The following is a 13,231-nucleotide window of genomic DNA, read 5'->3' on the forward strand; positions in this document are numbered from 1 at the left end:
GGCTACCGCCGTCAGAACGTAAACGCCGCCTCGACGCCGAACTCCTGCGGACGGCCGGGGGTATAGCGATCGATCCCGAAGTCGCCGAAATAGCCGGTCCGCGCGAGCTGGATCGTCTTGTCGAGCACGTTGGTGCCATACACGCCGACCTTGAGCCGGCTTTCCGCGCTCGGCACGAAATCGACCCGGAAGCCGAGCAGCGCATAAGCCGGGAGCGAGCAGACGTAATCCGCGCCCGACTGGCACGCGGGCTTCGACCCCACGCCACGCACGTCGATGCTCGGCGTCAGCAGCCCGCTGCGCAGGACGTGGAAGTCATAGGACGCCGCCGCGCTGAACGTATAGTCGGGCGCGGAATTGACCGGCGTGTCGAGCGTCAGCGTCACCGCATTGGGCCGGACCGAATCATAGGCCTGCGTCAGATAGGCGACGTTGCCGCGCAGCGTCAGGTCGCGGGTCGGGTGGAGGATGAACTCGCCCTCGAACCCCGCCTCGTGCGCCGACGCCGCGCTCTGTACCTGCCGGGTCGAGATCGCGCCGACCAGCACGTTCACCCCCGACTGGATGTCGGTGTATTTCTGATAGAAGCCCGACAGGTTGACGATCGCGCGACGGTCGAACAGCTCGGCCTTGACCCCGCCTTCGTAGGACCACAGCTTTTCGGGATCGTAGGACGAGGGGAAGCGCCCGTTCGCGGGCTGCGAGCCGAGCTGCTGGTTGAACCCGCCCGCGTTATAGCCGTGCGCCGCGGTGAGATAGGTGAACAGCGTGTCGGTCACGCGGTAGGAGAGCTGCACCTTGGGATCGAACCCGTCCCAGCTGTGCGTCTCGCGCGCGGTGAACGGTGCGCCCGCGCAATTGGTCACGCCGCCGAGGAAGTCGCCGGTGAAATAGGCGCATTTGGTCGGCACGCCGTTGGACAGGAAGGTCGCGCCATTGTCTGCGAAGAAGACATAGCTCGCGCCCGTCTTGGTATCGTGGGTGTAGCGGCCGCCGAGCGTGACCTCGAGCTTGGGCGTCACCTTGAACGACGCCTGCGCGAACGCGGCATAACTCTCGTACTTGAGCGACGCGTCGTAGACATAGCCGAGCGGATCAATCCAGTCGGGGCCGGTGTCCTGGAGGAAGCTGGTCTTCTGGTTGAAATAATAGGCCCCCGCCAGGAACGTCAGCCGCTGGTCGAGCGCGGTGCCGCCGATCGACAGTTCCTGCGTGAACTGCTTCGAGCGGGTGTCGTCGAATTCGGCGTAGATGTCGTTCGGCGTGTCGCTGACCGGGGTATAGAAAGTCGCGCGCGAGCGGCGATAGGCGGTGACCGAATGGAGCGTGAGGTCGTCGGTCAGTTCATAGGCGATCCGGCTGTTAAGCGTGGTCGCGTCGGTGGTGTTGAACGGCCGCTGCCCGACATAACGCGCGATCCCCTTGCCTGCGTCCCCGCCAACCGCGCGATCGGTGATCAGCGCGCTGGTAGGCGCGGTCAGCGTCGCGCCGCCATAGACGAGATAGTCCTTCCCGAGCACCGGATAGGACGTGCAATAGGGGACGCGGTGGAGCGCGTCGTAATTCTGGATATACCCCGCCGACGGCTGGCACCCGAGCGTGATCGTCGCGCCCCCATCGGTCTGCGACCAGTTATATTCGCCGAGCAGGTCGACCGTCAGCCGGTCGCGCTTGAAGCGGAGCTGGCCGCGCCCCGAGCGATTGTTGATGTCGCCCGCGCGCCCGTCGTCGAGCACGTGCTTGATGTAGCCGTCGACATTCTGCGTCCGGAAGCTGAACCGGCTGTCGATCCCGTCCGCGATCGGCAGGTTGAGCGCGCCTTCCGAATCGACGCGGCCATAGGATCCGACGCGCAGCTTGGCATAGCCGCCGAGCTCGCTCGTCGGGCGCTGCGTGGTGAGCAGCACGGCGCCGGCGGTCGTGTTCTTGCCGAACAGCGTTCCCTGCGGGCCCTTGAGCACCTGCAGCGACGCGATGTCGTAGAAATAGAGATCGTTCCCCTCGAGCCGGCTGACATACATGTCGTCGACGTAGAAGCCCGCCTTGGCGTCCGAATTGACCTGATTGAAGGTCTGCCCGATCCCGCGGATCGTGAAGCTCGTCCCGCCCGAGAGCAACGGCGCCAGCTCGAGGTTCGACACCGCGCCGCGCAGATCCTGGAAGCTGCGGACGTTCTGCTGCGTGAGGTTCGCGCCGCTCAGGACCGTGGCGGACACCGGCGTGGTCTGGAGCCGTTCCGCGCGACGCCGCGCGGTGACGACGATCTCGCCGCCGTCCGAGGATGCGGTGTCGTCTGGCGTTGCCACCGTCGGCGCGGTCTGCGCCGACGCGGTCGAAAGCGGCACGCCGATCACGGCGGACCCGAGGGCAACCCGCAGCAGCACGGATCGAGAAGTACGCATAAAAGTCCCCTTCGACGGGCCCCTGCGCACGCCGTTCTTGCTTGAACCGCGCCGGTTACCGGCTGCGGCTCAAATATCCTACCGTGATCAGGGAGATTACCCGCAAAGTTCTTTTTGGGTCAGCCCAAGCACAGGTTCCGCGCCATTTGCCACTGCCGATATCCCACCGCCGCGAGCACGACCATTGCCGCGTACAGCCCAGCCGTCGGGAGCAGCCCCTTGAAGACGAACATCCCGACGTAAAGAACGTCGACCACGATCCACAACAGCCAGCTTTCGCGGTGCCGCCGCGCGGTCCAGACCTGCGCGACGAGGCTGAAGCTGCTCAGGCCAGCGTCGATCCACGGCAGCGCGGCATCGGTATAGTGGCTCGTGAACCGACCGATCAGCAGCGCACCGGCAGCGCCTGCCACCAACCCCGCAAGCGCCGCCCGGGCGGACAGCGGTTCGACGATCACCGTCCCGCTATCGTCCTGCCCGCGCGCCCAGGCGACCCAGCCATAGAGGATCGCGACCCCGAACACCGCCTGCAGCACCATGTCGGCGTAAAGCCGGACATCGAGGAACAGTTTGAAGTACAAGCCGCATGCCAGCAGATTCACGGGCCAGCACAGCATCCGCCGTGCGGCCGTCAGCCAGATGCCCGCAAAGCTGATCGCAACCGCGGCGATTTCGAGCGGTGTCATGCGCTTGCGGGTGCCATGACGGCGCGGAGGAAGTCCTGCCCGGCGCGCGACAGGAACCACTGGGCATGGCCGACGAGATAGCCGTCCCAGGCGAGCGTGGCATCGCTGGCATTGCCCAGCACGCCGCTGAAATAGTCGATCTCGGACAACGCGAACTCGACGTGGACGAGCGGGAGCAAGCGCACCACCGTCTCCACGTCCTCGGCCGCGAGCGGGCGAACCGATGCATAGCCCGCGAGCAGCGCGCGCGCGGCGTCCGCGCTGGCGAGCGCGTCGTCCGGCGCGTGCCCGAGGTCGAGCCACGCGATCGCGGTCCGCTCGATTGCCGTCGCGAGATCGTGAAGCGCGCAGGTGCGGTCGGCGAGGCCGAAATCGAACGTCGTCGCGACGGTGCCGTCGCTGGTCCACAACAGGTTCGAGGGGTGCCAGTCGTTGTGCGTCCACAGTGCGGGCTGGTCGGCGAGGCGCGCCGACAGCCCCTGCCCCAGCGCCGCGAACAGCCGTCCGAGTTCGTCCACCCACGCCCGCCCTTCGAGAAACCCCGCCAGCGCCGGGCGCGCGGCGACATAGGCGCGCGCGGCCGCAAGCGGATCGGGTGCGGGGAGGATCGTGAAACTCGCGACCAGCGGCTGCACGCGGCGCGAAGGGGCGACGAACCCCTCCGCCGCGTCGTGCAATCGAGCAAGCGCAACCCCGGCGGCATGCGCATGCGCGTCGGACAGGAACGGCGTCCACGACAGCCGGTCGCGATACAGATCGTCGCCGGGCGCGCGGCGGTGGAGTTCGTAGCACCATTCCCCCAGCGCGACCGCGCCCTGCCCGGTTTCGGTCAGCAGCACCTCCGCGACCGGCAGGCCCGCGTGCGCGAGATGCGCGATGAAGCGATGTTCCTCCGCCAGCCCGACGAGCGAGCGCAGCCGGTGATGGTGCCGCTTGAGGAAGAACGCCCCTCGTGTGGTCCGTACCAGCGTCGCCGCCGAAAACGGCCGTGGCGAATGCCAGTCGAGCGCGATCAGCGCCCCCGCCGCCGGGAAATGCGCGAGCGCGGCCTGCGCCTCGGCGGGCGTGATCGCGGGCCAGGTGGGGGCCTCGAGCTCGGTCCCCATGCCGTGGACGAGATGCGCGGGCGACGACGCCATCGCCTCAGAACACCCGCGACACGGTGGCGATCACCGCCGCCCCGCCGCCGACATAATAAGCCGGCGGGCTTCCCGCGATCAGCGTGCCGTTGCGCCCGATCGTGTCGCGCGCATTGGTGCTGACCGCCTGCACGCCCGACAAAACGTGCGGATCGGTGACGTTGATCGCGTTGAGCCGCAGGTCGGTGCGCTTACCGTCGAGCCAGTCCGCGAGATGCACCCCGACCGACAGGTCGAGTGTGGCGTAACCGGGAATGCGCTCGTCGTTCATGAAGGTCGCATATTGGCGGCCGGTGTATTTGCCTGCCGCGCTGCCGAACAGCCGACCATCGTCATAGATCGCGCCCGCGCCGAACTGGACGCTCGGGCTCGATACGGCATGCTTGCCGCGCGTCGGCAGGAAGTCCGCGCCGATGGGCACGTCGTCGCTCAGCCGCGCGTGAAGATATTCGCCCGAGACATAGAGACTGATCCCGGCGGCGGGACGATAGTCGATCTCGCCGTCGACACCGTAGGTCGTCTGGCGACCGGCATTGAGCGTCGAATTGATCTGCGCGCCGCCCTGGTCGACCACCGTCGCGAGCTGGCGGTTACGGAAGCGATAGTGGAAGGCAGTGACCGAGGCGGACAGGTTGCTGCCGATGAAGCGATAGCCGAGTTCCTGCGACACCGAATATTCGTTGCGGAGCGCGGTCGTGCCCTGCGTCGCCACCGCGCCCTCGGCATAGACGTTGTAGAGCGTATATTCGTTGGGCGCGCGGAAGTTGGTAGTGACGTTGGCGAAGACCTGCTGGCGGTCGTCGATCTTGTAGTGGATCGCGGCGCGCGGGAGCGCGGCGAAGCTGTCGGAGCGGACCCGGTCCTGCGGGCCGGGGAGGTAATTGCGTCCGCTGCGCAGGACGTCGACGCCCTTGAACCCGACGTCGACGGTCAATCGCGGGGTCAGCGTGATGCTGTCGGCGACGAAGAACCCCTTGGTGACGGTGACGGTGCGTTCGTTCTCATAAGCGAGCAGCCGCCCGTCGGCGGTGCGGATCGCCTTGTCCTGATAGCCCCAGCGATCGCGCGGCGTGCCGTCATCGCCGATAGAGGTATAGGTCTGGAGCACGCGGTCGGTGCCGTAGTCGAACCACAGCCCGGCGGTGATGCGGTGCGCGCCCGCGTCGAGCGTCAGCTTGCTGACGTTGCCACCGCGGAACTGGTCTCCGGTGAAATTGCCGAGGACGGTTGCGACGCCATCGACCGCGCCGGGCAGCGCGACCGGGTCCGCGAGCGCCTCGGTGCCGAGGAAATTGCCGGTCGTCGCGAGTTGCGTCCCGTAGGGCGAATTGCCGTAGCCGAACTGGAGATAGCTGGTGGTGTCGAGCGCGAGCCCGTCGGCGAGCGTCAGGTGGACCGGCGCCGAGAGGTACACGTTGCGGAACGGCGCGCGATACAGCCGCCAGTAATTGGTGTTCCCGGGGGCATAGTCGCGGTCGTAGTTGAACCCGCGTCCGTCCGCCTGAAATTCGGCGAGCGTCGGGCTGGGGTAGGTCGAAGCGTTGGTCTCGTTGTACGACACCGCGAGGCTCGCGCGGTTGCCCTTGCCCCATTCGTCGAGCAGCTTGGCATCGACATGCCGCCGTTTGTCGAACCCCGCGCCGCGCCAATTGTCCGCCTGGATCTGCGAATAGGAGACGAACGCGCGCAGCCCGGTCGTCCCGATCGTCCCCGTGTCGAGCCGGGCGAAGACGCGCCGCGCATTGTACGAACCGAGCGAGAGGTCGAGTTGCGCCTGCGGGGCGGTCTTCGGGTCATCGAGCGCGAGCGACAGCAGCCCCGCCGCGCCGCCTATCGTCGGGGAATCGAGATCGACCGCGCCTTGCGCAAGCGTGACCTGCTTGAGGTTCTCGCTATCCGCAAATTGCGCGGGGTAGGCATAATAATAGCCGATGTCGTTCTGCGGCGCGCCTTCCATCAGCACGCCGATCTCGTCCTGCCCAAGCCCGCGCAGCGTCAGGCTCGAGCTGGCGGACAGGCCGTAGGGGTCGGTCGAGGCGACGTTGGCGCCGGGCAGCAGCGCGACGAGCTGGAACGCGTTGAGCGTCGGTGCCTGCTTGGCGATGAACGCGGCGGAAATCGCGCTTTGCTGCTTGGGCGTGTCCTGGTCGGGGAGCAGCCCGGCGGGATCGGCGCGGCCGGTGACGACGATGTCGGCGGGCGCGCGATCGGGGGCATCCTCGCCGATCGGGTCCGCGAAGGCCGGGGTCGCGATGACCGCTGCCGACAGCAGCAGAAAGCGGGAAAACGGATACGCCATCGTTCGTCGTCACTCCACACGGGGGGACAACGGAGACAGCCGCCAACCCTCCCTACGCCGGTGTTAGCCGGATCAGGTTCAGCGGGTCGTGGGCTGCAGCCCACCTCTCAGCCGCGCGTCAGCGGCCCCCCGGGGAAGTGCGCGCCTTAGGCGCGAACGGCGGGGTTTCAAAGCGGAATCCGGCGTGCGGCTATGACTGATAATGCGCGACGTTGTCGAAGCCGGTGTTGCCCTTCGCCATCCGCACGAGCTTGCGCGCATAGGTGCGGACGTGGCGATCAAACTTCGTGTCGTTGTACACGCCGGACCAGAGATACTCGTCGCGCGCGATGAACTGCTTGAGCTCCTCGAGGAAATCGGCCTGCGCATTGGTCGAGACCTTGGTCTTGAGGAACGCACAGACCATCTCCTCGGCGGCGGCCTTGTCGCAATCGTCCTGCCGGTCGCGCCCGCCGCGCTCGGCGGTGACCTGATCGGACCGTGCGGCGGCGACGCGACGCTCGAGCCAGGTGCGGACCGCCGCGCCATCCCATGCCTTTGGTTCTGCCATCGCTGCTCTCCACGTCCGTTACGGTCCAGCCCTGCGCGTTGCCCCCTGCGTTGCGGTGGCGCAAGGGAGCGGCGCCTGATACGGCGAACCCGCAATGCCTTTTCTGATATCCCTGCTGCGCCTGATCGCTGCGCTCCTGTTGCTCCTCACCGGCACCGCCGCGCTGGCGCAGACGCCCTCGGTCGCGGCGCTGTCGCTGCAACTCCGCAGCGCCGAAACCGAATTGCGGACGGTCGACGGGCTGCTCGACAACCAGGTCGATGCCGATAGCCAGAAGGTCCTGCGCGGACGCGCGGTGGCCGCGCAGCAGGCGGCGTCCGATGTCGTCGACCAGTTGCGCCAGCAGCAGACGCTGCTCGATGCGCGGATCACCGGGCTCGGTCCGGTTACGCCCGGGGTGGCCGAACCTGCCGAGATGGGAACGCAGCGCAAGGCGCTCGCGCAGCAACATGCGCTGATCGATGCCACGATCAAGCGCGGCGGGCTGGCGAATGTCGAGGCCGAGCAACTGATCGACGAGATCGACCGCAGCCGCGCGCAGAAGTTCAACGAGAAGGTCTCGGCAAAGGTCGCCTCGCCGCTGACCCCGGCCTTCTGGCGCGCGCTCGTCCAGGCGCTGCCGCGCGATCTACGGCGGACCGAACTTTTCCTGACGCAGGGCCTGCGCCAGATCCGCGCGCAATGGCGCGGGCTGCTGCCGTGGCCGCTGCTGCTCGGCGCGATCCTCGCGCTCGTGCTGCTGATTCCGGTCCGCGTCCGCGCGCGCCAGTTCGGGCAACGGCTGCTGGTCGAGGGCGCGCCCGGGCACCGCGTCCGCCGCTCGGCCAATGCGTTGTGGCGGGTGCTGATCGGCACGCTCGCGCCGTTGCTTGCCGCGGTCGCGCTCGTGCAGGGGCTGCGCTGGTCGGGCCTGCTCCCCGAACGGTGGAGCGGGGTGCTCGACGCGTTCGTCATGGCGTCGGGCTTCTGCGCCTACACCGCGGCGGTGAGCGGCGCCTTGCTGATGCGCAACGGCGCATCGTGGCGGGTCGCGCCGATCGACGACGAAACCGCCGCCGCGCTGCGCCCGCTGTCCTGGGTGCTCGCGGGGCTCGCGTTCGCGAGTATCCTCGTCGGTGCGTTCAATACCGCGATCGGCGCGAGCCAGCCCGCACTGATCGCGACGCAGGCGCTCAACGCGTTGCTGCACCTGCTGCTGATCGGCGTGTTCCTGGTCGTGCTCGGCCGGTTGCGCGCCAGGCGCGCCGAAACCGAAGAGATCCAGAACGCCAAGACGAGTGCCGGGATCGGCATCGGCGCGTTGCTCGCCTGGGTGCTGGTCGGCTCTGCGCTGATCGCGTTGCTGCTCGGCTATGTCGTGCTCAGCCTGTTCATCGCGCAGTTCATCGCGTGGGTGACGATCGTCGGGACGACGCTGTACCTGCTGATGGCGGCGGTCGACGATGTCGCGACCAGCGTGTTCGTGCGCGAAAGCCGGATCGGGGTCACGCTCACCCGCGCGCTCGGGGTGCGGCCGAGCATGGTCGACCAGTTCGGCGTGCTGCTCTCGGCGGTGCTCCGCGTCGCGCTCGTGCTCGTCGCGCTCAGCCTGCTGGTCAATCCGTTCGGCGGGGGCGCTGGCTTCGGTACGGTCTTCGGGCGGCTTGGGGTGCTGGCGCAGGGCGTCGAATTCGGCGGGGTATCGATCTCGCCCGCGGGCATCCTGCGCGGGATCGTCGTGCTGTTCGTTGGGCTCGCGCTGGTGCGCGGGTTCATGGGGTGGCTGGAAAAGCGCTATCTGCCGATCACCGATCTGGACGGCAGCGGACGCAACTCGGTCAGCCTCGTCGCGCGCTATGTCGGGATCGCGATCGCGTTCATCTGGGCGCTCGCGTCGCTGGGGATCGGGGTCGAGCGGGTCGCGCTGCTGTTGTCGGCGCTGTCGGTCGGGATCGGGTTCGGCCTGCAGGCGATCACGCAGAATTTCGTCTCCGGGCTGATCCTGCTCGCGGAACGCCCGATCAAGATCGGCGACCTGATCCGCGTCGGCACCGACGAAGGCGACGTCAAGCGGATCAGCGTGCGCTCGACCGAGATTGAATTGCCCGATCATTCGACGCTGATCGTCCCCAATTCCGAGCTGATCACCAAATCGGTGCTCAACAAGACGCTGTCCAATCCGCTCGGTCGGATCCAGATCAAATTCTCGGTCCCGCTCGACAGCGATGCGCACGCGGTGCGGGCGATGGTGCTCGAGGCCTTCGCGGGCGAGGACGCGGTGCTGACCGACCCGGCGCCTACGGCGTTCATCGACGCGATCACCGCCGGGCGGATCGAGTTCAACTGCTTCGGCCATGTCGTCCACCCGCGCGCGGCCTATGGCGCGCGCAGCGCGGTGCTGATGACGCTGCTCAAGCGCTTCCGCGACGAAGGCATCGACATCGGCACCGTCCCGCAGCGGCTCGAGCTGGTCGGCGCGACCGTGGCCCCGACGCTTCCGAACGACTAGCGCGGGCCAACCGCGCGGCCCGATGCCGCTTGCGTACCCGCGAAATGTGGCGGAGGAGCCGATTATATCTCTGAAAACCATCGGTTAACCTAAACCGTTCTAGGGAACGCGATGACTGATCCGCGTGTAACCGTACCAAGCGTATCCCCCCCTCCGATGCCGACCGCCACGCGGTTGCTCGACATGCTGCCCGGGCTGGTCGCCTATTTCGATCGTGACCTGCAATATCTGTACGCGAACGCGACCTACGCCGCCTGGCGCGGGATCGATCCGGGCGACATCATCGGACGGTCCTGTCGCGAGATCGTCGGCGAGCAGAATTATCCCGCGGTCCTGCCCCGGCTGACCGAAGCGCTCAACGGGGAAAGCGTGACCTATGAATACACGCTGTTCGAAGGCGACGCCGCGCGGCGCGTGCAGGGCAGCTATGTACCCGATCGCGATGCGGCGGGCTTGGTTTGCGGCATCGTCGTGCTGGTCACCGACATCAGCGTGCGCCACGACCTCGAGGCGCGGATCGCCGAAACGCAAAGCATGTTTGACGATGCATTCCATCACGCCCCGATCGGCATGGCGCTGACCAATCCCGCGGGGCGGTTCGAGCGGGTGAACCAGGCGTTTTCGGAAATGATCGGCGTTTCGCCCGATGCGCTTTCGGACGTGGATTTCCGGACGATCACGCATCCCGACGACATTGCCGTCGACGATCGTCTGTTCCAGGAACTGGTGGCGGGCGATCGCGACGAATATCGGATGGACAAGCGGTATGTCCGCCCCGGCGGCGCGATCGTCCATGCGACGCTCGCCGTATCCGCGGTCCGCCATATCGACGGCACACCGGTCCGCTTCATCGCGCAGATCGAGGACGTGACCGAACAGCGCAGCGCCGAACGCGCGCAGCAGGAACTCAACGCGCAGCTGACGCTCGCGATGGAAGCGGTACGCGGCGGGTTCTGGCATATCGACATCGCGACCCGGCGGTTCGAAATGTCGCCGTCGTTCCTCCGGTTCGTCATCGGCAGCGACCTTGGCGGTTCGCTCGATCTCGACGATTACGCCAGCCGCATCCTCCCCGCGACGCGCGAGGCGGCGTCGGTCCAGTCGCTGCTCGACGGGACCGTCGACGAGGTATCGGTCGAATATGAATTGCAGACCTCTGCCGGAAAACGGTGGATGCGGTGCGACCGCCGGCTGCTCCGCGCGCCGGACGGAACGCCGCGCCGCATCGTCGGCGTGTCGATCGATATTTCCGAGGAGCACGAACGGCGGATGAATGCCGTGCTCGCCGCCGAAACCGATCCGCTGACCGGCCTGCTCAACCGCCGCGGGCTCGACCGGCGGCTGGCACAAGCCAAGCGCGGCCTGCCGATCGGCGTGCTCGCGATTGATCTCGATCGATTCAAGGCGGTCAACGACAGTTATGGCCATCTCGTCGGCGACGCAGTGCTGGTCGAGGTCGCCCAACGGTTGCGCAATTCCGTTCGCCCGACCGATCATCTGGCGCGGCTGGGCGGCGACGAGTTCGTCGCGCTGCTGCCGGATTCGACCGTCGAACGCGTCGCGATGGTGGCACAACGGATCGAACGCGCGCTCAACCAGACGATGCAATGGGTCGACACGGTCGTCCCGATCCATGCGAGCGTCGGCGAGGCCACGATGCCGAACCCGAACGACGACCAGGTCTCTCAGAGCTTCAGCGCGGCGCTGTGTCGCGCCGATGCCTCGCTTTACGCGACCAAGCGCATTCGGCACGATGCCTATGCCCTGCAGGGGGGTTGAGGCGAGCGACGGCTGGGATCGGCCCCGGCCAGTACCGCGTGGGACCAGCACGCGGCGGCATCCGATGTCGCGTTCGGCCACATCGGGGCGTCGAGGGTTCCGATCGCGAACGGTCTATTCCGATCGGACGGCCAGCACCGGCGGCTCGTGATCTCCCGTCGCGGCCAATCGTGCGCCTATCCCTCTTGCGTTATTTGCCCTTGAGGATGCCGGTAAGCAGCTCCAATGCATTCTGGACGATCCCGCCCGACGCGTTCTGTGGGTTGTTGGCCGCCGCTGCGGCGGCTGCGGCTGCCGCCTTGGCGGCATCGTCCGCGGCCTTGGCGGCAACCTTCGCCGCGTCGGCTTGCTGCTTGGCTGCATCCGCGGCCGCCTTGGTCGCTGCCTTGGCGGCGTCGCTGGCGGTTTTGGCGGCTTCGCGGGCGGCCTTGGCGGCAGCCTGATCGGACAAATCCTTGGCCGTCTTGTCCGCCGCTGCCTGTGCCGCGGCGACGTTGGCCTTGGCAACATCGTCCGCAGCCCTTGCCGCGTCCGCCGCAGCTTTCTGCGCCGCCGCCTGCGCGCCGGGATCGCCGGCCGCATTGGCGGCGTCCAGCGCGGCCTGCGCTGCGGCCTTCGCCGCCTGGTCGGCAACCATTTTGGCGGCAGCCACCATGGCATCGATATCGCCTTGCGCCTTCGCCGCAGCGGCGGCTGCCTCGCTGCTCCCCTTGTCCCCATTGGCCTTGGCGGTCGCCTCCGCCGCCTGCTGCGCGGCCAGCGCCGCCATCCGGGCCGCCTGATCCGCCGCCATTCGGGTCTGCGCGGCCATGTCCTCGGCCTGCGACTGCGTGGTCGCGGCCTGGCTCGCCATGGCAGTGGCGGCGCCTGCTGCGATCGCGGCATTGGCGGTGTCGACCGCCTTGACGGCCGATGCGGACGCTTCGGTGACCGAGCGGGTTATGGTCGCGAGTTCGGCGATGTCGGCCGCGCCGCCAGTGGTGCCGCTGACCAGCCCGTTCGTCACCGCGGCAAGCGACACCGGGGCCTCGTAGATCGCCGCGTCGATGCCCGGCGCCGCGACCGCAACGGGTGCCGAAACGGCGCCCGGCACCTCAGCCGAGGCAGGCGTTTCCGAAGGTGCCGCGACCGCCGTGGCAACGCTTTCGGCGGCGACGGGCGCGGGCGTCGGGTCGGGGCCCGGTGCCGAGGGCGACGCGACCACCTTGGTGACGCCGTTGCTCTCGACCCGCATCCGGTACAGGTCTTGCGCGCCGACCATCGCGACCGAGCCCGGCTTGAGCAGATCATGCGCGCCGCCATCGCCGGTCGCCACATCGACCGCCCCTTCGAGCACCTGGACCGACGCGCCCTTGTCCGTGACCCCGACCGAAAAGGTCGTGCCCTTGACCACGGCGGCGAGATACGGCGTCTTCACCTCGAAATGCGGCGTCATCTTCTTCTTGATCATGAAGACGACGTTGCCGACTTCCTGAACAACCTGCGTAAAGCCGGTCGCCTGGACCTCCACCGGCAGGCGCAGCCGGGAGGCGGCGGCGACCATCATATATTCGGACCCGCGCACCAGCACCGCGCGGCCGCCCGGACCGGTCGTCACGGTGTCCCCCGCCGCGACCCCGAGGCCGCGCGCGGCGACCTTGCTGAGACCGCCATGGCCGATCTGCACGGGGCCGCTCGTCTCGCTTACCGTCCAGCCGGGCTCGGTGGCCATCGCGGTCGAGGAACAACCCGCAGCGATGATCGCGATGAACCGTTTACGCATCCCAGTACCTCTCATTCAGGCACACCGGGTAGCGCGCGGGCCTGTGCAAAAAGTTCAAACTCGCGGTAAATCCTCCGTTAGCCATTGAAGAAACTAACCTTTTGCAAAGGCTTGCACCCTACCCAG

The 13,231-nt window shown here is 67.6% G+C and carries 8 protein-coding genes and 1 riboswitch; of the genes, 2 read left to right on the forward strand and 6 right to left on the reverse strand.

Annotation, left to right across the window (positions count from 1 at the left end; translation table 11 throughout):
• Nucleotides 1–11 precede the first annotated feature (11 nt).
• From RH91_RS01335 to RH91_RS01355, 5 genes are all read right to left on the reverse strand, one after another.
• Nucleotides 12–2,402, reverse strand: a complete 2,391-nt coding sequence (locus RH91_RS01335; RefSeq protein ID WP_232283369.1) for a TonB-dependent receptor — start codon at nt 2,400–2,402, stop codon at nt 12–14.
• 119 nt (nt 2,403–2,521) lie between these two features.
• Nucleotides 2,522–3,088: a nicotinamide riboside transporter PnuC gene (gene pnuC, locus RH91_RS01340; RefSeq protein ID WP_010160680.1), complete on the reverse strand. Its 567-nt coding sequence runs from the start codon at nt 3,086–3,088 to the stop codon at nt 2,522–2,524.
• Nucleotides 3,085–4,227 (reverse strand): phosphotransferase enzyme family protein, encoded by a 1,143-nt coding sequence (locus RH91_RS01345; RefSeq protein ID WP_010160681.1) that lies wholly within the window; start codon nt 4,225–4,227, stop codon nt 3,085–3,087. The genes pnuC and RH91_RS01345 overlap by 4 nt, the downstream gene beginning before the upstream one ends.
• Nucleotides 4,228–4,231: 4 nt before the next feature.
• Nucleotides 4,232–6,526, reverse strand: coding sequence for a TonB-dependent receptor (locus tag RH91_RS01350; RefSeq protein ID WP_010160682.1), 2,295 nt, complete (start codon nt 6,524–6,526; stop codon nt 4,232–4,234).
• Between the two features lie 32 nt (nt 6,527–6,558).
• Nucleotides 6,559–6,668, reverse strand: a riboswitch (TPP riboswitch).
• A 48-nt stretch (nt 6,669–6,716) separates the two neighbouring features.
• Nucleotides 6,717–7,076, reverse strand: a complete 360-nt coding sequence (locus RH91_RS01355; protein ID WP_010160684.1) for a hypothetical protein — start codon at nt 7,074–7,076, stop codon at nt 6,717–6,719.
• Nucleotides 7,077–7,170: 94 nt separating this feature from the next.
• Here RH91_RS01355 and RH91_RS01360 point away from each other — a divergent pair, with 94 nt between their 5' ends.
• Together RH91_RS01360 and RH91_RS23400 are read left to right on the forward strand one after the other, a co-directional pair.
• The gene (locus RH91_RS01360; protein ID WP_010160685.1) at nt 7,171–9,564 is read left to right on the forward strand and encodes a DUF3772 domain-containing protein; all 2,394 of its coding nucleotides are present in this window, start codon (nt 7,171–7,173) and stop codon (nt 9,562–9,564) included.
• A gap of 156 nt (nt 9,565–9,720) precedes the next feature.
• Nucleotides 9,721–11,343, forward strand: coding sequence for a GGDEF and EAL domain-containing protein (locus RH91_RS23400; RefSeq protein ID WP_010160686.1), 1,623 nt, complete (start codon nt 9,721–9,723; stop codon nt 11,341–11,343).
• A gap of 190 nt (nt 11,344–11,533) precedes the next feature.
• Here RH91_RS23400 and RH91_RS01370 read toward each other — a convergent pair whose 3' ends face one another.
• Nucleotides 11,534–13,105 (reverse strand): FecR family protein, encoded by a 1,572-nt coding sequence (locus RH91_RS01370; RefSeq protein ID WP_010160687.1) that lies wholly within the window; start codon nt 13,103–13,105, stop codon nt 11,534–11,536.
• Between the last annotated feature and the right edge of the window lie 126 nt (nt 13,106–13,231).

The organism is Sphingomonas sp. PAMC 26617, assembly GCF_000242835.1.
Taxonomy (GTDB): domain Bacteria; phylum Pseudomonadota; class Alphaproteobacteria; order Sphingomonadales; family Sphingomonadaceae; genus Sphingomonas.

What these genes read in the sequence shown, in the direction of transcription:
- RH91_RS01335 (WP_232283369.1), bottom strand. Translation starts at nt 2,402, where the DNA reads ATGCGTACTTCTCGATCCGTGCTGCTGCGGGTTGCCCTCGGGTCCGCC.
- pnuC (WP_010160680.1), bottom strand. Translation starts at nt 3,088, where the DNA reads ATGACACCGCTCGAAATCGCCGCGGTTGCGATCAGCTTTGCGGGCATC.
- RH91_RS01345 (WP_010160681.1), bottom strand. Translation starts at nt 4,227, where the DNA reads ATGGCGTCGTCGCCCGCGCATCTCGTCCACGGCATGGGGACCGAGCTC.
- RH91_RS01350 (WP_010160682.1), bottom strand. Translation starts at nt 6,526, where the DNA reads ATGGCGTATCCGTTTTCCCGCTTTCTGCTGCTGTCGGCAGCGGTCATC.
- RH91_RS01355 (WP_010160684.1), bottom strand. Translation starts at nt 7,076, where the DNA reads ATGGCAGAACCAAAGGCATGGGATGGCGCGGCGGTCCGCACCTGGCTC.
- RH91_RS01360 (WP_010160685.1), top strand. Translation starts at nt 7,171, where the DNA reads ATGCCTTTTCTGATATCCCTGCTGCGCCTGATCGCTGCGCTCCTGTTG.
- RH91_RS23400 (WP_010160686.1), top strand. Translation starts at nt 9,721, where the DNA reads ATGCCGACCGCCACGCGGTTGCTCGACATGCTGCCCGGGCTGGTCGCC.
- RH91_RS01370 (WP_010160687.1), bottom strand. Translation starts at nt 13,105, where the DNA reads ATGCGTAAACGGTTCATCGCGATCATCGCTGCGGGTTGTTCCTCGACC.